The 18,052-nt window shown below is 68.3% G+C and carries 16 protein-coding genes; 7 read left to right on the top strand and 9 right to left on the bottom strand.

The window, feature by feature from the left end; translation table 11 throughout:
- Both C7C56_RS00195 and cls read left to right on the top strand, forming a co-directional pair.
- On the top strand, positions 1-265 hold a 265-nt coding region (locus C7C56_RS00195; RefSeq protein WP_219933074.1), incomplete at its 5' end, for a transporter-like protein.
- A complete protein-coding gene (cls, locus tag C7C56_RS00190; protein WP_106755500.1) occupies positions 262-1,647 on the top strand; it encodes a cardiolipin synthase in 1,386 nt (461 codons plus the stop codon). The genes C7C56_RS00195 and cls, both read left to right, overlap by 4 nt.
- Before the next feature lie 54 nt (positions 1,648-1,701).
- Here cls and C7C56_RS00185 read toward each other — a convergent pair whose 3' ends face one another.
- From C7C56_RS00185 to C7C56_RS00170, 4 genes are all read right to left on the bottom strand, one after another.
- On the bottom strand, positions 1,702-1,896 hold the full coding sequence (locus C7C56_RS00185; RefSeq protein WP_106755499.1) for a hypothetical protein: 195 nt from the start codon (positions 1,894-1,896) through the stop codon (positions 1,702-1,704).
- Positions 1,897-2,350: 454 nt separating this feature from the next.
- Positions 2,351-3,187, bottom strand: coding sequence for a metallophosphoesterase family protein (locus C7C56_RS00180; protein ID WP_106755498.1), 837 nt, complete (start codon positions 3,185-3,187; stop codon positions 2,351-2,353).
- 10 nt (positions 3,188-3,197) lie between these two features.
- Complete coding sequence (locus C7C56_RS00175; protein ID WP_106755504.1) at positions 3,198-4,100, bottom strand: diacylglycerol/lipid kinase family protein; 903 nt, start codon at positions 4,098-4,100, stop codon at positions 3,198-3,200.
- A complete protein-coding gene (locus tag C7C56_RS00170) occupies positions 4,097-4,834 on the bottom strand; it encodes a phosphatase PAP2 family protein (protein WP_106755497.1) in 738 nt (245 codons plus the stop codon). The genes C7C56_RS00175 and C7C56_RS00170 overlap by 4 nt, the downstream gene beginning before the upstream one ends.
- A gap of 257 nt (positions 4,835-5,091) precedes the next feature.
- Here C7C56_RS00170 and C7C56_RS00165 point away from each other — a divergent pair, with 257 nt between their 5' ends.
- The 3 genes from C7C56_RS00165 to C7C56_RS00155 all read left to right on the top strand — a co-directional run bounded on the left by C7C56_RS00165 (position 5,092) and on the right by C7C56_RS00155 (position 7,327).
- On the top strand, positions 5,092-5,625 hold the full coding sequence (locus tag C7C56_RS00165) for a hypothetical protein (RefSeq protein WP_106755496.1): 534 nt from the start codon (positions 5,092-5,094) through the stop codon (positions 5,623-5,625).
- A gap of 124 nt (positions 5,626-5,749) precedes the next feature.
- Positions 5,750-5,962 carry a hypothetical protein gene (locus C7C56_RS00160; protein WP_106755495.1) on the top strand — a complete coding sequence of 71 codons (213 nt, stop codon included), beginning with the start codon at positions 5,750-5,752 and terminating at the stop codon, positions 5,960-5,962.
- A gap of 483 nt (positions 5,963-6,445) precedes the next feature.
- Positions 6,446-7,327: a dienelactone hydrolase family protein gene (locus C7C56_RS00155; protein WP_106755503.1), complete on the top strand. Its 882-nt coding sequence runs from the start codon at positions 6,446-6,448 to the stop codon at positions 7,325-7,327.
- Between the two features lie 180 nt (positions 7,328-7,507).
- Here the strand turns inward: C7C56_RS00155 and C7C56_RS00150 are convergent, their stop codons facing one another.
- The 5 genes from C7C56_RS00150 to C7C56_RS00130 form a co-directional block, all read right to left on the bottom strand.
- The gene (locus tag C7C56_RS00150) at positions 7,508-7,885 is read right to left on the bottom strand and encodes a hypothetical protein (RefSeq protein ID WP_106755502.1); all 378 of its coding nucleotides are present in this window, start codon (positions 7,883-7,885) and stop codon (positions 7,508-7,510) included.
- 133 nt (positions 7,886-8,018) lie between these two features.
- Positions 8,019-9,176 (bottom strand): response regulator, encoded by a 1,158-nt coding sequence (locus C7C56_RS00145; RefSeq protein ID WP_181372948.1) that lies wholly within the window; start codon positions 9,174-9,176, stop codon positions 8,019-8,021.
- A gap of 88 nt (positions 9,177-9,264) precedes the next feature.
- Positions 9,265-11,550 carry a hybrid sensor histidine kinase/response regulator gene (locus tag C7C56_RS00140; RefSeq protein WP_106755494.1) on the bottom strand — a complete coding sequence of 762 codons (2,286 nt, stop codon included), beginning with the start codon at positions 11,548-11,550 and terminating at the stop codon, positions 9,265-9,267.
- Between the two features lie 20 nt (positions 11,551-11,570).
- A complete protein-coding gene (locus C7C56_RS00135) occupies positions 11,571-12,305 on the bottom strand; it encodes a Crp/Fnr family transcriptional regulator (protein ID WP_106755493.1) in 735 nt (244 codons plus the stop codon).
- Positions 12,306-12,454: 149 nt separating this feature from the next.
- Positions 12,455-13,531, bottom strand: a complete 1,077-nt coding sequence (locus tag C7C56_RS00130) for a porin (RefSeq protein WP_106755492.1) — start codon at positions 13,529-13,531, stop codon at positions 12,455-12,457.
- Positions 13,532-13,751: 220 nt separating this feature from the next.
- On the opposite strand from C7C56_RS00130, the gene C7C56_RS00125 reads away from it, so the two are divergent.
- Both C7C56_RS00125 and C7C56_RS00120 read left to right on the top strand, forming a co-directional pair.
- The gene (locus C7C56_RS00125; RefSeq protein WP_229457778.1) at positions 13,752-14,117 is read left to right on the top strand and encodes a hypothetical protein; all 366 of its coding nucleotides are present in this window, start codon (positions 13,752-13,754) and stop codon (positions 14,115-14,117) included.
- Between the two features lie 1,028 nt (positions 14,118-15,145).
- A partial coding sequence (locus C7C56_RS00120) for a response regulator (protein WP_106755491.1) occupies positions 15,146-18,052 on the top strand: 2,907 nt, incomplete at its 3' end.

The following is an 18,052-nucleotide window of genomic DNA, read 5'->3' as shown; positions in this document are numbered from 1 at the left end:
CGCGCTCGACCAGGACATGGGGCTGGCGCTGGCGCTGACCTCGATCGCCGGCGTGCTCTCGATCGGCATGGTCAACCTCTTGGTCAGCTTCGGGCTGGCGCTGTGGGTGGCGCTGCGCGCGCGCAAGATCCATTTCACGCAGGCCGGCGCCCTGTTCAAGGCATTGGGGCGGCGCTTCCTGGGCGCGCCCGTCGAGTTTTTCATCGGACCGAAGTACCCGCCGCTCGTCCTCGAGATGGCGGCAACACCGAAGGAACCAACATGAGCACATCGCGCCTTTATGGCTGGCTGGCCATCGTGACAATGAGCATCGCACTGGCCTCGTGCGCCAGCCTGCCCGAGGTGGGCGCGGACGCGCCGGCGCGCGGCCAGGTGCCGGCCGTGGCCGGGGCCCAGGGCAAGATGCCGAGCAAGCAGGCCAAGGCCCTGCTGGCGCGGCGCTGGGCCAAGGCCACGCCCGACATGAAGGCGCTCGCGCTGCTCGAGGAGGCGGCCACGGGGGTGCCCCTGATCGCCGGCAACAAGGTCACGCTGCTGTTCGACGGCCCGCGCACGATGCGCGAAATGATGGCGGCGGCGGCGGCGGCCACCTCGACCATCAACCTCGAGACCTACATCTTCGACCAGGACGAGGTCGGCATGCAGTTCGCCGACGTGCTGATCGAGCGGCAACGGCACGGCGTCACGGTCAACATCCTGTACGACGCGGTCGGCACGCTGGGCACGCCGGCCGCGTTCTTCGAGCGCATGAGGGCGGCCGGCATCACGCTGATCGCGTTCAACCCGGTCAACCCGGCGGAGCGCAAGGGCAAGTGGGAATTGAACAACCGCGACCACCGCAAACTGATGGTGGTCGACGGCAAGGTCGCGTTCACGGGCGGCATCAACATCAGCAGCACGTACGCCAACAGCTCGTTCTTCCGCTCCAAGCGCCGGCCCGAGACGACCGCCGCCGACAAGGTCGGCTGGCGCGACACCCACATCAAGATCGAGGGCCCGGCCGTGGCCGCGCTGCAATGGATCTTCATCAACGCCTGGGTCGACCAGGAGGGCGGCGAGTTGTCCGAGCGCGAGTACTTCCCGCCCCTGCCGGCGGCCGGCGACAAGGTGCTGCGCGTGCTGGCGACCGATCCGACGGCCGGCTACGAGATCTACAAGTCGTTCATATTGGCGATGAACGAGGCCAAGAAGTCGGTGCACATCACGTCGGCGTATTTCGTGCCCGACCAGCAGTTCGTCGACGCGCTGAGCAACGCCGCCAAGCGCGGGGTCGAGGTCAAGCTGGTGTTGCCGGGCGTGTCGGACCACGGGCTGGTGTACCACGCGGGGCGCGCGTTCTACCAGGAGCTGCTCGCGAGCGGGGTCAAGATCCATGAGCTGCAGGTGGCCATTTTGCACGCGAAGACGGCCGTGATCGACGGCACCTGGTCGACCGTGGGCTCGTCGAACATCGACCGCCGCAGTTTCCTGCACAACTACGAACTCAATGTGATCATCCTCGACGCCGCGTTCGGGGCCGAGATGGAGAGCGCGTTCAGGGAGGATTTGCGCGGTTCGAAGGAGATCACGCTGGAGGCCTGGCAGTCGCGGCCCTGGTCGATGCGGATGAAGGAATGGGCGGCCAAGCTGACCGAGTATTGGATTTAAGGGCGCCGGCGGCGCGCTCCCGGCAACGAGCGCCGCTTGCGCCGCGGCTGTGCTTCAGTCGAAGCCGCAATGGTCGGCCAGGACGTCGGCGGCGCGGCGCGAGCGTCCAAGGCGGCGCTCGGACAGGCTTGCGGCCTTCGCATTGGCGTGCCCGACAAAAGAGAGCGCGGTCTTGAGCGCGCCGGCCATGCTTGCCGCCGCCGAGGTCATGGTCTCGGACTCGCCTTTGCGCGCGCCCTGGCGATCCATTCGTCAATGGCGATGGCGGCCGCCCGCGCCGGCAGCAAGGACGCCCGGGTTTCGCAGAAGTATTTCGACAGCGCGTCGACCGAGGTGGCGGGTACTTTGTGGGTGCGTGTGGCATTCATGCTCGTTTCCCCCTCTCGTTTTGTCTGGTTTTCTCGCTTCTCCTCTTTGTTCGACAGGGCAAACACGGCAGGGTTCAAACACGACAAAACGAGCACGAACGCGTGCGGCGAACGAGCACGAATGCCAGAGGGAGTTGGGCAGGCACGCCCCGCCCCCCTCGCCGCAATTCCAATCGGAAACAAGTGCGCCTTGCCACTGAGCAAAAATGCGCCGGTCTGCATCCGATTGAAGCCGCCACCGATCAGGACCGGCTCCCAGCCGTGGCGGGCGGCCCCGGTCGCCGCCGCCCCGCGGCACCTTGGACCAATCGCGTCCGCGGCCACCTGCCCGGGGGCTAAATCCCGATCGGAAACAAGCCGGCGGTGTGCGCCGACCACACATTGCCGCTGCGGAAAAACGGCTCGGTCTTCATCAGGTTGAAGCCGCCGCCGATCACATCCCAGCCGTAGCGGTCGACCTCGATCCGCTCGTGGCTGACCCGCAGCACGTTGAAGGAATTGACCTCGCCGCGCCCGCGGGTGGAGGTCGCGGTGCCGGCCTGGACCACCAACGCCGCGTACTCGCCCATCTCGTAGCGCTCGGCCGTGCTGCCGGCGTGGCTCGCGTGCATGTGGCCGGCCAGCAGCAGGTCGACGCCGCAGTCGGCGAACGCGCGCATCGCCATCGGCGCGCGGTCGACCAGGTCGGCGTCGTCGAAGGTCTCGGGCAGGTCGAACGGATGGTGGGTGACGACGATGCGCGTGATCGATTTGCCCAGGCCGGACAACTTGGCGCGGATGTCGCCGATCTGCTCCTCGTTGACGCGCCCGTCCTTGAAGGTCAGCGAGCGCGCCGTGTTGACGCCCAGAATGGCGATCTCGTCGTCGACGTACATCGGGTCGAGGTCGTCGGTGACGTGCCGCTTGTAGCGCTTGAGCGGCTGCACGAAGCGGCGGAACACGTTGTAGAGCGAGATGTCGTGGTTGCCCGGCACGATGATCTGGGGCCCCGGCAGGGTGTCGAGCCAGGCCTTGGCCTCGATGAACTGCGCGCTCTTGGCGCGCTGGGTCAGGTCGCCCGAGACGACGAGCGCGTCGGGCCCGATGCGGTGCACCAGATCGCGCAGCGGCGCCAGCAGGGCCGGGTCGACGCGGCCGAAATGCAGGTCTGACAAATGAACGATCGTGCGCATGGGATGCTCCTCAGGCAGGGACGACCACCGTGAGCGCACCGGGCCTGATCCGGTAGCGCAACGGCGTCGCCATGACGGTGACTTCACCGTCGGTTGCCACGCGCAATCGCTTGCGGTGGGTCGTGATCGCCATTTTTTCGGCCAGCAGCACGTCGAAGTCGCGCTCCTGGGCCAGGCGCCCGAACAGCGCCAGCACGGCGAAGCGCAGCAGCGCCAGGCGGCCGGGGTGCTGCGCCACGTACAGGCTCAGGGTGCCGCCGTCGAGCCGGCTGCGCGCGCCGATGTCGAAGCCTTGCATGGTGTAGGCGTTGTTGCCGATGAATACGAACGGGGTGCGCCGCGCGCGCGCCAGGCCGGCCTCGTCGTCGTCGACCGCCAGGCGCACGCTCAGGAACGGATAGCGCCGCAGCACCGACAGCGAGGCCCACAGCGCGGCGGGCCATTTGCCGCGCCCGAGCCGGGTTTGCTGCTTGACGCGGTCGCGCACCATGTCGGGGTACAGGCCGAGGCTCGAATTGTTCAGGAAGATGCGTCCGTTGACCTCGCCCACGTCGACGCTGGCGCGGCGCCCCTCGGCCACGTTGCGGACCGCCGCCTCGAGCGCGAGCGGAATGCCGAGGTCCTTGGCGAAATGGTTGAGGGTGCCCAGCGGCAGCACGCCGAACGCGACCTTGGTGTCGACCATGACCGAGGCGACCGCGTTGATGGTGCCGTCGCCGCCGCCGGCGACCACGATCGGCGCGCCGCGCGCGAGGGCGGCGCGGGCCGCCCCGATCATCTCGGCGCCGCCGTGCGCGAGCGTGACCTCGGCCCCGAGGCCGTGCCTGGCGAAGCTGGCGCGCAACTGCCCGGCCAGTTCGGGCGCGTGGCCGAGGCCGGCGCCGGCGTTGATGATGACTGCGATCGGTGTCAGGGTGTCTCTCCGGTGGATGTGGGGGCGTGGCGGGCGGCGCGCCGGCGCAGGGTCGAGCCGGCGGTGATGCAGATGGCGAGCCAGGCGGCGCCCTCGGCCACGGCGGCCAGCACGTCGCTCAGGTAGTGCACGCCGAGCACCATGCGGCTCAGGCCGACCAGCGCCACCATCGCGCAGGCGGCGGCCACGGCGAGCGCGCGCCGCGGCCAGCTGCGCGTGCGGCACACCAGCCAGGCGGCCAGCATGCCGTAGAACACGGTCGCGCCGACCGTGTGACCGCTCGGAAAACTGTAGGTCGACAGGGTCAGCAGGGGATCGGTGAAATCGGGGCGCGCGCGCTGGAAGGTGTACTTTAACAGCACATTGAGAAGCATGCCACCCGGCACCGCCGCGGCCAGCGTGAGCAGCCAGTAGCGCGCGCCGCGGCGGTGAAAATAGACGGCCAGCAGCAGCGCCATCAGGGCGACCCCGGCCTGGCTGTGGAGGTGGGTGACGACCAGCATGGCGCGGGTGAAGCCGTCGTGGGCCGGCCGGTGCAAGCAATGCGTCAGCTCGACGTCGAGCAGCGTGATCGGCCTGCCGGCGACGACGTCGGCGGCGATCACGCCGAACGCCGCGCCGGCCAGCAGCATCAGCACGAAGCCGACCGTCAGGTGCAGGCCGAAGGCTTCGGTCGGCGAGAAGCGGGCCGCGATATGGCGCTGCAGGCGGGTGCGCGGCCGCGGTTTTTTCATGATGGTTGAGTGCTCATTGGATTCGGAAAGTGCTTGGATTTCATTGATTCTTTCGCATTTAAACGCTTCACATTATGGGTGCCTCCGCATTGTCGCTCAAAAAGGGGCGCGGACGCGGTTCCTGCCGCCATCGCCATGTAGGAAAATCTTGATATCATGGTAACAGCGGTCAATCCGCCCCGACAGGAGACGACCATGCGAGATCCACAGCAAGCCATACCGTGCCCGCGCCGCGCCGCGCCGCGCCGGAATTGACGATGGGCAGACTGCTGCTGCATCTGTGCGCGCACGCCGGCCTGTTTTATCTGGCCTACCGCCTGTATGGCGCGGTGCCGCCGGACAACAAGAAACATGTGCTGATCGCCCTGCTGCTGTGCGCGCCGCTGTGGGCGCGCAACATCGCGCCATTCGTGCTCGCGATTTTGCCGGCGCTCCACGGCAAGGCGAAGCGCGACGCGCACGAGGCCTGGAACGGGCGCTACTACGCCTTCGAGGGCGCGCAGCTGCGCTTCGTGATGCTGGGCGAGGCGATCTGGGTCGCCGCCGACGACCTCGACGCCTTGCTGCCGGCGCCGCCCGACAGCCGCGAACGGCGCATCCTCGGTCCCGACCACGGGACCATCCCCGGCTACCGGATCAAGGGCTACACCGAGAACGGCATGCGGCGCCTGCTCGCCACGCGCACCACGGCGCGCACGGCCAAGCCGCAGATGATCAAGCTGCGCCACTGGCTCGAGCACGAGACCCTGCCCAACCTGCGCCGCCTGCCCGGCTCGGCGGCGAACCGCTGAAGCCATGGCATAAAAACCACAAAATCAAAAAAAGCTGTTTATTCATACAGTACCTGTGGATTCATACAGTAGTTGTGCTATTCTGGCCTCTCTTGATCAACACAACTCCACAAAGGAATTTGTCATGACCACCTTGAATAGCACTTTCGGCATGGAATACGCTCCGACCCCCTTCATGCTGCGCTTCGGCCGCCGCGAGGTCCTCGTCACGCGCGATTTCCGCAAGCGCTACTATCCGGTCAACCCGCTGATCGAGTGCGACACCGGCGTCGAGCCGGGCCACGTCGAGGTGCTGCTCATGCGCCGCTGGTTGCTCATCCTGTCCAAGGCGCACTGATAAAAACGCGTGTGTTTGTTCCAATGGAGCCGTCCTCTTTCGTCCGGCGCGCGCGTGAGCTCCCGCTTCCCGACGCCGCCATCGAAAGCGATCCGAACGGGTCCATGAATGGCGCAAGGAATTAAGCCGAGTCGCCCCTGCCGGGCCGCGTGCGCCGCGATCGCCAGCAGGAGCGCGCCGCAGAATCCGGAGCTAAGGCTCCGAAGCTCGAACTGCCCACGACCAGGCTGGTCGCCGCTCACGCTGTTACGACCAGACTGGACGCCGCCCAAGCTGTTACGGCCAGGCTGGTCGCCGGCGCTGGACGCGCGCGCAAAATGGCGCGCTCCGCCGACGCCGTCCTGCTCGACCAGATCTGCAGCGAGCGAGTAAATACGGGGCCTGCACGCCCGCACACGCGCCTGAAAAACGTGGTATTTTTTGTCAGTTTCGGTGCCGACCTGGCCGCCGCGCAGTGCCGACAGAACCCAACAGGAGCGTTTTATGAAGCGTGCAACAGCCAGCGATTTTGCCCCGGAAGTGCTTGAACTGTTCGACCAGTATGTCCATGGCGCGCTGTCGCGGCGCGACTTCCTGTCGTCGGCGGGCCGCTACGCGGTCGGCGCCGCGACCGCCGCAAGCCTTCTGGCGGCGCTGTCGCCCGCGTTCGCGGCGCAGGTCGCGCCCGACGACGCGCGCATCGTGGCCAGGTATGTCGAGTATCCATCGCCGCGGGGTTACGGCACGCTGCGCGGCTACCTGGTGCAGCCGGCCAAGGACGGGGGCAAGCTGCCGGCGGTGCTCGTGGTGCACGAGAATCGCGGGCTCAATCCGCACATCGAAGACATCGCGCGCCGCGTCGCGCTCGAGGGCATGACCGCGTTCGCGCCCGACGCGCTGTTCACGCTGGGCGGCTATCCCGGGGACGAGGACAAGGCGCGCGCGCTGTTCGGCAAGCTCGACCAAACCAAATCGCGCGCCGATTTTGTGGCCGCGGCGGCGGTCCTCAAGACGCTGCCGGGGGCCAACGGCAAGGTCGGCGTGGTCGGGTTTTGCTACGGCGGCGGGATGGCCAACTACCTGGCCACGGCGCTGCCCGAGCTGGACGCGGCGGTCGCGTTCTACGGTGGCCAGGCGCCGGCCGACAGGGTCGCCGCCATCAACGCCCCGTTGATGATCCACGACGCCGAGAACGACGCGCGGATCCGCGCGGGCTGGCCCGCATACGAGGCGGCGTTGAAGGCGGCGGGCAAGCGCTACCAGTATTTCCTGTACGCCAAGACCGAGCACGGTTTCAACAACGACACGACGCCGCGCTACGACGAGCCGGCGGCCCGGCTCGCGTGGCGGCGCACGATGGCGTTTTTCAAAACCGAGCTGGCGTAGAGGCGGCGGGGCGCGGTGGGGCTGTGCGGTGCATCCTGCAAGTTTGGGCGCCACCACCCTCCGCGCCAAAACCCGTCAATCCCCGCCCCACCACCCGTGATTTCCGCCATTGGCGGACATGACGGGAGGGGGAAGCCGCTTTACATCGCGCTCAGCATGGGTTCCCGCCTTCGCGGGAAGTCATGTCCGCCAATGGCGGAAATGACGGGAGCGGGGAGGCCGCAATTCGTCCTCGTCGATGTCGACCGCGGGGATCGTCTCCACGTGGTCGACGTCGATGTCGGCGTCGTCGCGCACGTCGTCGCGCCCGGACGCGGCGCGTTCGCCCGTGCCGCCCGAATCGGTGTCGCTGTCGAGATCGAGGTCGCCGACGTCGGGGCCGGCGTTGCCGGCCGGCTCTTCGGCCAGGCCGTCTCCGGCCAGCGGCGCGCCGGCCAGGTCGCTGCCGCTGTCGGAGGTGTCGCTCGGACCGAGCGCGCCGGTGCCGTGCCCGCGGCCGAGCCGGCGGTCGGGACGCGTCGGCAGGTTGTCGGGATCGAGTGTGCTGCTGCCTGTCATGATGGCCTCCAAGACGTTATAGGGAACGTCCTGCAAGCATAAGCATTTGCGCGCCAGGGTGGCGCACACGGCGCCCGCTCAGGCCGGCCCGGCGCACGCGGCCCGCTCAGGCCGGAGCGCACGCCGGACCCGCTCAGGCCGGGATGGCCTTGGTCTCATTGATCACGCCGACCAGCATCCAATTGTCCACGCGCACCGCGCGCCACTCGATGTGGGTGTCGCGGTGGACCCCGTCCTTGTGCTTGAGCCTGGCGCTGCTGCCGTGCGCCGAGCCGTCCGCGATCAGCCTGTCGAACACGCTCGCCAATTCGTCGCCGTTGCCGATCTCGAGCGAGGACAGGTCGAGCGCGGCAAGCTCCTCGCGCGTGTAGCCCGACAGCCTGCAGGCGGTCTCGTTGGCGTCGACCACGCGCATGGTGGCGCGGTCGATCAGGCACACGCCCTGCCCGATCGCGTCGACCGCGGTGCGGAAGCGGCGCTCGCCCGAGAGCGGCTTCATGCGCTCGGTGATGTCCATCCCGATCCCGCGGTAGCCCGTGAAGCGGCTCGAGCTGTCGAACATCGGCTCGCCGCTGACCTGCAGGTACTGGGTGCTGCCGTCGGCCAGGCCGCGGCTGTAGACCAGGTCGAGGAACGGCCGGCGGCTGGCGATGTTGGCATCGAGCAAGGCGCGCTCGGCCGCGTTCCAGTTGCCCCCGCCCGTGTCGCCGCCGATGCCGAGCATCTCGATGACCGGGCCCGAATGCTTGGTCAGCTTGCCGAAGGCGTCCTGCTCCCAGTACCAGTCCGACGACAGCTCGGTGAAGCGCTGGAAGCGCGCCTCGCTCTCGCGCAGTTCGGCGGTGCGCTCGAGCACGGTCTGCTCGAGCACCTTGTTATAGTTGTCGAGCTTGCGGTACAGCAGGCGCACCTCGAGCATGTTGTGGATCCGCGTTTGCACCTCGATCAGGTCGAACGGCTTGCTCACGAAGTCCTTGGCGCCGGCCTTGAGCGCGCGCAGCTTGTGGCCGGGCTGGGCCGTGATGACGAGCACCGGCAGGTAGCTCTCGTGCTCGATCGTCTTGAGCGCGTCGATCACCTCGAAGCCGTCCATCTCCGGCATCTGCAGGTCGAGCAAGATCAGGTCGTAGCGGTTGGCGCTGTGCATGCTCAGCACCAGCTTCGGATTTTGCGTGGTCGTGATGTTGGCGTAGCCGGCGTTGCGCAGCATCTGCTCGAGCAGCATGACGTTCGCTTCCATGTCGTCGACGACCAGGATCGAGGCGTTCAGAATTTCGGAGGCATCAAGCATTACAGTTTCCCAAAGAAGTCTTCATTATTGTTATAGGTTTGTCGTGCGAAGTCGTGAGTTGTCGTTCGAAACATGCGCGGTGGCGATCCTAGCGCCCCGGCTGCGCCGGCTCGACCAGCCCGTTCGCGGCCGCGTGGGCCAGCGCCACGTCGAGCGCGTCCATGAATTCGCGCACCCGGATCGGCTTGGTCAGGTAGCGGAAGAAGCCCGCCTCCAATCCCTTCTCGATGTCGCGCGGCACCGCGTTGGCCGACAGCGCCACCACAGGGATGTGGCGCGTGGCCGGGTCGTCCTGCAATATCTTGAGCGCGCCGAAGCCGCTGATGCCGGGCAGGTTGATGTCCATCAGGATCAGGTCGGGCAGGTAGGCGCGCGCGAGCTCGATGCCGAGGTGGCCGTCGATCGCGGTCAGCAGCTTGAGGTCGCCGCGGCGGGCGATCAGCTGCTCGACGAGCGCCAGGTTGGCCGGGTTGTCCTCGACGTAGAGCAGGGTCGGCTGCTCGGCGCGCGCGAGCGCGGCCTGCTGGCGCCGCTCGAGCGCGATGTCGTCGAGGCTGTCGAGCATGAGCGCGGGCGCGTCCGAGGTGGCGAACTCGACCCAGAACTCGGTGCCGACGCCGACGCTGCTCTCGACCCCGATCTGGCCGCCCATGAGCTCGACGAGCTGCTTGGTCACGACCAGCCCGATGCCGGTGCCCTCCTCGGCGCTCTCCTCCTGGCCGAGCCGGTTGAACGGCTGGAACAATTGGGCCAGCTGATCGGGCGCGAGGCCGGCGCCGGTGTCCTTGACGCTGATGCGGATGCGCTCGTCATGGACCACGCAGGCGACGACCACCGAGCCGCCGCTGCCGTTGTACTTGATCGCGTTCGACAGCAGGTTGATCATGACCTGCTTGACGCGGGTGCGGTCGGCGTGCACGTAGAACACCTTGTCGAAGGTCGGGAAGGTCAGCGCGATGCCGCGCTTGGCCGCCTGCGGCTCGATCATTTCCTGGCAGTCCTGCAGCACGTCGGTGAGCGACATCGACTCCTGCGACATGGTCACCTTGCCCGACTCGATCATGGCCAGGTCGAGGATCTCGTTGATCAGGCGCAGCAGGTACCAGCCGCCCTTGAGGATCTGGTCGATCGAGCGCTGCTGGTTGAGCGGCGGGGCAGGCACCTCGGAGGCCATGAGCTGGGCGAAGCCGAGCACCGCGTTGAGCGGTGTGCGCAGCTCGTGGCTCATGCTCGAGAGGAATTCGGACTTGGCGCGGTTGGCCTTCTCGGCCGCCGCGCGCGCCACCTCGAGCGCGTTGTTGGTCTCGAGCAGTGACTCCTCGGCCAGCTTGCGCTCGGTTACGTCGCGCGCCGAGGCGAACACGCCCTGCAGCTTGCGGTCGCGGTCGTGGAAGGTCGTCGCGTTGTACGACACCACCGTCTCGCGGCCGTCGCGCGCGAGCGCGGTCAGCTCGTAGTTGGTGACCTTGCCCTCGCGCAGCACGCGCGTGATGGCCTCCTCGGCCCGGTCGGGCTCGGTGAAGTAGTTCTTGAACGGCGCGCCGATCAGCTCGTCGCGGGTGCGCCCGGTCAGCAATTCGGTCTGCTGGTTGACGTCGCTGATGATGCCGCGCGAATCGGTCGTCATGATGGCGTCGATGTTTGACTCGATCAGCGAGCGCGTGTAGAACTGCTGGTCGCGCAGGCGCTGGTCGAGCAGGGCCTGCTCGGCTTCAGCCTGCTTGCGCATGGTGTTGTCGGTGCCGATCAGCAGGTAGCCGATGGCGTTGCCGGGCGCGTCGCGCAGCGCCGTCACCGACACCAGCGCCGGCAGCCGGGTGCCGTCCTTGCGGATGTAGGTGATCTCGTAGATGTCCTCGATCCCGCGCGAGGCCTTGTAGACGAGCGCCTCGAAGCCGGGCGCGATCAGCGTGCCGAGCTCGCCGGAGAGGGCGGCGGCGCGCTCGACGAGCTCCTGGGCGTCCGAGATGTTGGCCGGGGTCATATTGTCGACCACCTCGGCCGCGTTGTAGCCGAGCATGCGTTCGGCGCCGACGTTGAAGATCTGGATCACGCCCTGGGCGTCGGTGGCGATGCTCGAGAAGTTGGCGCTGTTGTAGATCGCGTCCTGGAGTGCGCTGGCCTTGAGCAGCGGGCCCTCGAGCATGGCGCGGGCCTGCTCGTTGCGCTTGGCGATGGCGCCCTGCACGGCCACGAACAAAAGCGCGAGGAACAGCAGCAGCAAGATGATGCTCGCCTTGATCAGGTTGACCGCCCCGGCCGACTCGACCGCGTAGTTGAGGGCGATGCCGCCCACCAGAAGCAGCACCAACAAGGTGGCCGCGAACCCGACCGCCATGAGGCGCTCGACCGACTGGTTGTTAATTGACTGCATAAGCTGCTTCCCCGTTCCGTTCATTGGCGCGCCGGTTGGCGGTTGCGCGTGTCCGACAGCAGACGCGCGAATTCCTTCTTGACCACTGCGTAGCATTCGCACACGTCGCCCTCGAGCCCCATGCGGTTGAGCACGGTGATGTGGCCGCGCCGGTAGCTGATGAAGCCGTAGCCCTGCAGCCGCCCGGCGGCCTCGGTGACGCCCTCGCGCCGCACCCCGAGCATGTTGGCGATCAGCTCCTGGGTCATGGTCAGCTCGTTGGTCGGCAGGCGGTCGAGCGTGAGCAGCAGCCAGCGGCACAGTTGTTGCTCGACCGTGTGGTGGCGGTTGCACACGGCCGTCTGCGACATCTGCGTGATCAGGGCCTGGGTGTAGCGCAGCAGCAAGCGCATCACGGGGCCGGCCCTGTTGAACTCCTCCATCAGCACGCGGATGGGCAGACGGTAGCCGAAGCCGCCGGTCTGGACCACGGCGCGGCTCGGGGTGCTGTCGCCGCCCATGAACACGGAGATGCCGAGCACCCCCTCGTTGCCGACCCCGGCGATCTCGGACGAGCCGCCGTTTTCGAGCAGGTAATGGAGCGACACGATCGACGTGGTCGGGAAATACACGTGCGCGAGCTTGCCGCCGGACTCGTAGAGCACGTCGCCAAGGGGCATCGGAATCAGTTCGAGGTGCGGCGCGAGGCGGTCGAATTCGGCGTCGAGCAGGGCGGCAAGAAGGTGATTTTGGTTTGGGTCATGTTTGCTGGACATTCCAGGTTTCTGCTCCTGTGCTAACGTGCGGTGAAAAGTCCCGAAGCGTAACACGCCGCCGGCTCACCCTGCCCGAAAAATGTTACACAGGAAATTGACAACCTTCCGTTCGCTACCGTACATAGCACCATAAAACATTGCCTGATTGATCAGAAAGAATGGCGCATGCCGACGTTCAGCGCCGAGCTGGCCGGGGCCGCCGCGGCGCCGGCCAGCCTGTAGCCGGCGCCGTTGCGGTTGGTGATGCGCGACCACGCCGCGTAGTAGTCGGTGCGGCGCGAACTGGCGTAGCTCAGGCCGATGGCGGCCTGGTTGGCGTCCTGGTTGGCCAGGTTGCGGTCGTTCTTGCGGATGAACGAGGCCAGCACGGTGGTCGCGCCGAACGGCACGGCCAGGCCGACGAGCACGTCGCGGCTGTCGGTCGAGGCGGTCGTCGCCATCGAGGCGCCGTAGGGGTTGTCGGGATTCCACAGGGGCGAGCTGCCCCAGCCGCGGTTGGCGCTGTAGGCGGCGTAGACCTTGCCGACGCCGACGTCGTAGTTGGCGGCGAGGATCGTGTTCTTCGCGTCCATCACGTTGCCCAGCCCGGTCTGGGTCTGGACCTTGGCGACGTTCTTGTTCTGGTGCGCCAAGCGCACCGTGAACGCGCCGCTCTCGAGACCGACCGAAACGCCCCAAGCTCGGTTGCCGCGCGGATTGCCCGACACCTCGCCTAGGCCGAGCGAGGCGGCGGCGGAAAGGCCGTGCCTCTCGCGCGTGATGAAGCGCACGCTGGTGTCGAGTTCGGCGTCCTCGTGGCCGACCAGGTTGCCCGCGCCGACGGCCAGGCCGCCGTGGAACGGGTCGGCGACATCGGTGACGGCCAGCTGTTCGAGGTCGTGGTGGCGGCCCACGGTGAGCGCGCCGAACTTGCCGGCGACGCCGACGAAGGCTTGGCGGCCCAGATAGTGGCGCTCCTCGGCGGTGCGGCTGTCGGGCAGCGCGCCGGCGTCGAAGGTGAAAACGGCCGAGAGGTCCTTGCCCCCGGCCTTGCCCAGCGCCGCGCTGCCGCGCGCGCTTTTGGGCGCCTGGGGGACGCCGCGCCCCGCCATGGCGCAATCGCGGCAGGCCCGGTCGGCCAGCGTGCCCGACGCGGGCAGGCCGTAGGCCGAGGCCGGCGACTGCGCCTGGGCGACTGTGGCGCAAGCACCGAATGCGACTGCGATAGCGAGGGACGACGTTTTCATTTCCAACTCCAGGAGCGTGATTTGCTCTGACAAAATTCATTATGCGCTTGCAAGCTTGAAAAGATCCGTCTGCTGGCCCACATAACAAAACAATCTGATAGTGTTGACCTAGGGCATTAAATGGTTCTTTTCAAGGACCCCGACGCCCCAAATTAGCACCAGCGGGTAGACTGCCATACCCGTCAGCGCAGTATTGTTGTTTAAATAAGGTTCAAATACGATGAGCGTCAAAGCCCCGCCCTCCCCCGTTTCGCCAGGCAAGTTTCCCAAGATGCCGGGCACGCTGCGCGCCGAGGTGCTCGCCGTGCTGCTCGGCTCGGAGGACATGACGGGCATGGAAAGCATTTTCGACGGCCGCAAGACCACCCTGAGCACGGTGATCCGCGCGCTCGGGCGCAAGTACGGCTGGCGCATCGAACGGCGCGACTTTCCGACCAACACGGCAGACGGCCGGGCCGGCTGGGCCTCGGTGTATTGCCTGCCGCAAGAGGTGATCGACGCCGCGCTCGACGTCGAGGGCCGCGCCTGGCTCGAGGGCGTGAAGGCGGCGCGCCGGGCCCGGTCGCGGCGCGCGGTCCGGCGCTGATCCCCTTCAACCCCTTCAACCCCGCAAACCTGCAACCCCGCAAACCTGCAACCCCGCAAACCTGCAACCCCGCAACCCGGCGACCCGGCGACCCTGCAATCCAGCAATCCAGCAATCCAGCAACCATGCATCCCCGGCAACCCGGGGCGGCACGGGCGCGTGGCCCCCACGCCCCTCTCTGGCATTCGTGCTCGTTTGACGTCTCGTTCGTGCGCGTTTTGTCGCATCCCGCCTTCCGCCTTTCCAATCCGCAACTCGCGAGGCCGGATACGACGAAACGAGACAAAATTTGACAGCAAACGCGCACGAATGCCAGAAGGTCCCGGGGATGCGCGCGCCCGGTCGGCGGCGCCAACCATTTGCTTGCGGCAAGCCCTGCCGTCTTTTTCCTGTCAAACGCCGTGCACCGGTACGCGGCACAGGCGCCAAGCGATCGCCCACGGCAAGCCCTGCCACCTTTCCCCTGCCAAACGCGTGCGCCGGGCGGGCCACCGGCGCCCCCCTCTCCCGCGGCAAGCCCCGCCGCCTTTCTCCTGCCAAACGCCGTGCGCGGGGGCGCGCCGGCGGCGCCAAACGGGCCTGGGACGGCGCCGAGGGTATTCAAATCTGCATGGCAGACTGCACCGCCATGCAAATTTGTATTGCCACCGCGTTGCCGGTCAAGCCGCCAAACCGCCCGGCGCACCCAGACCGCCCGGCGGGCAAGCGAGCACTGCGCACCGGAAGCGCGCCGCCGCGCCGCATCGACCGGGTTGCGCGCCGGCCCCGGAAGCAGCCCGAGGCCGGCCATAGGCCGCGCGGCCGTCGCCCCCCTCCCAATCGGCACCGTCCGGCAATAAAAACCAAAAAACCCACACCGCCCCGGCCCGCCGCGCCACTACTTGCCTATACACATACCATCCGTCTAGAATGGGTGCGTGGGTCCTACCACGGCGCGCCGGGTGGATGTTGCTCCATCTCAAGGAAATGCGCATGAAGACCCCACCGCCGCGCTGGCGGACCCGGCAGCGCTCTTGATCGGAGGGTCGATGTTTAGCACGCAAACGCTGGCCCGCCGCCTGCTCTACACCATGCTGCCGTGGTATCTGCTGCTGTCGGTGTGCATGACGGCGCTCCAGCTCGGCATCCAATACTTCGCGGTCAGCCGCGCCATCGCCGACGACCTCGCCTCGCTCGGACGCACCGTCGAGCCGGGCGCCACCCAGGCCCTGTGGGAGCTCGACTTCGCGCGCCTGACGGCGGTGGTGCGCGGGGTGCGCCAGAACGCGATCGTCACCGGCGTGCGCGTGAGCAACTCAGACGGCGAGGAGCTCGTCGGCGACGGCGACCGCCCCGGCGCGCGCGACGGCTCGTCCGCCACCCCCGCGCGCCAGTACAAGGAGGTCCGGGTGCCGCTGCTGTACCTCGAGCGCGACAACAAGCAGCGCCTGATCGGCCGGCTCGAGCTGTACGCCAACCGCGACGTGCTGTGGGACCGCATCGAGTCGAGCTTCTGGGTCGTGCTCGTCAACTCCGTGCTCGGCAGCACCTTCCTGTGGCTGATCGTCTACTGGACCATCAGCTACCGCCTGTCCGACAGCGTGACCCGGGTCGCGTCCGGCGTGGCGCGCTGGCGCGCCGGCGACGCCGCCGCCGAACGGATCGGCTACCCCTACCACGACGAGCTGGGCGAACTGGTCCGGGCGCTCAACGACAGCCACGTGGCGCTGGTCGACTCGGTGCAGCAGCTCAAGGACGTCAACCAGAACCTCGAGCGCCTGGTCGCCGAGCGCACCGCCGAGCTGCAGCAGGCCAAGGACGCGGCCGAGGCGGCCAACCTGGCCAAGGGCCAGTTCCTGGCCAACATGAGCCACGAGATCCGCACCCCGATGAACGCGATCCTCGGCATGCTCTACCTCGCGCTCAAGACCGAGCCCGCCGCGGCCCTGCAGAACTACCTGGGCAAGGCGCAAAGCGCGGCCCTGTCGCTGCTCGGGATCATCAACGACATCCTCGACTTCGCCAAGATCGAGGCCGGCAAGCTCGAGATCGAGCAGATCGCGTTCTCGCTCGACGCCGTGCTCGAGCAGCTCACCGACACCATCGCCTGGCAGGCCGAGCAGAAAGGGGTCGAGTTCCTGATCCGCTACGACCCGGCGATGCCGGCCGCGCTGGTGGGCGACCCGCTGCGGCTCGGCCAGGTCCTGCTCAACCTGTGCGGCAACGCCGTCAAGTTCACCGAGCAGGGCGAGGTCGAGCTCAGCTTCCGCGCGCTCGGCGCCGGCGCCGGCGGGCTCGAGGTCGAGGTGGCGGTGCGCGACACCGGCATCGGCATGAGCGAGCAGGTCCAGCGCGACCTGTTCGCGAAATTCACCCAGGCCGACCAGAGCACCACGCGCCGCTTCGGCGGCACCGGGCTCGGGCTGGCCATCAGCAAGGAGCTCGTCGAACTGATGAAAGGGCGGATTTGGCTCGAGCGCTCCGAGCCCGGCCGCGGCAGCACCATCTGCTTCTCGCTGGCGCTGGCCACGCCGGCGGCGCGCGCGCCGGCGCTGGTCGACCCGGTCGGCCCGCTGCTCAAGGGCATCCGCGTGCTGGTGGTCGACGACAACGCGCCGGCCGGCGAGATCCTGGCCGACATGCTGCGCGTGCTGCAGCTCGAGGTGGCCGTCGCCGCCAACGGGGTGCAGGCGCTCGCCGCGCTCGCGGCGGCCGGCGCCAGGCCGTTCGACCTGGTGCTCATGGACTGGCGCATGCCCGGCATGAACGGCGACGAGGTCACCCGCCACCTGCGCGCCGACGCGCGCATCGCGCCCACCCCGAAGGTGGTGATGGTGACCGCCTACGGGCGCGAGGACGTGTTCCGGCTGGCCCAGCAGGCCGGCGTCGACGGCTTCCTGATCAAGCCGGTCTCGCCCTCGACCCTGCTCGACGCGATCCTTTCGGTGCTCGGGCGCAAGCGCATCCTCGACGACGGCGAGCGGCGCCGCCCGGGCCGCCGCCTGCCGTCCCCGGGCATGGCCGGCGCGCGCCTGCTGCTGGTCGAGGACAACGACATCAACCGCGAATTCGCCAGCGAGCTGCTGCGCTCGGAGGGGATCGAGGTCGACGAGGCCGTCAACGGCCGGCAGGCGCTCGAGATGGTGCGCGCCAAGCCCTACGACGCGGTGCTGATGGACATCCAGATGCCGCTCATGGACGGGCTCGAGGCGGCGCGCCAGATCCGCGCCATGGCCGCCTCCGGTGACGGCGCGCGCTTCGCCAGCCTGCCGATCATCGCCATGACGGCGCTGGCGATGGCCCACGACGCAGAGCAGAGCCACGCGGCCGGCATGAACGACCATGTGACCAAGCCGATCGCCCCGGACCGGCTGCTGGCCACGCTGGCGCGCTGGATCCGGCTGCCGCCGGCGCGCGCCGGCGCCGCCCGCGACCTCGTGCGCGCCCGGCCGGCCCGGGCCACCGCCGCCTGCCCGCCCGAGCTGCTGGCGCTGGCCAGCCTCGACGTGCGCGAGGGCATCCGCCGCATCGGCGGCAAGGCCGACGCCTACCGCCGCCAGCTGCTGCGCTTCCGCGACAACTACGGCGACGCCGGCGCGCGCCTGGCGGCCCTGCTCGATGGCGATGGCGATGGCGCCGGCGCCGGCCTCGAGGCCGCCGAGGGCTACTGCCACGCGCTCGTCGGCGTGGCCGGCAACATCGGCGCGGCCGCCCTGTTCGCCGAACTGGGCGCGATCAACGCCAGGCTGCGCCAGGGCCGCGCACCCGAACCCGGCGCGCTGGCGGCGATGGACGCGCTGCTCGCCGCGCTGGTGGCCGACATCGACAGCCTGGGCCCGGCCGCGCCCGACGCGGCGGGCGAGCCGGCCCTGCCCGGCGCCTCGCTGGCCGCCCTGCTCGAGCAGCTCGAGACGGCGCTCGAGTACGACCTGGGGCGGGCCGGGGCGCTGCTGGCC

Source organism: Massilia glaciei, assembly GCF_003011895.2.
Taxonomy (GTDB): domain Bacteria; phylum Pseudomonadota; class Gammaproteobacteria; order Burkholderiales; family Burkholderiaceae_D; genus Telluria_A; species Telluria_A glaciei.
This window is presented reverse-complemented; position numbering and strand designations above follow the sequence as displayed.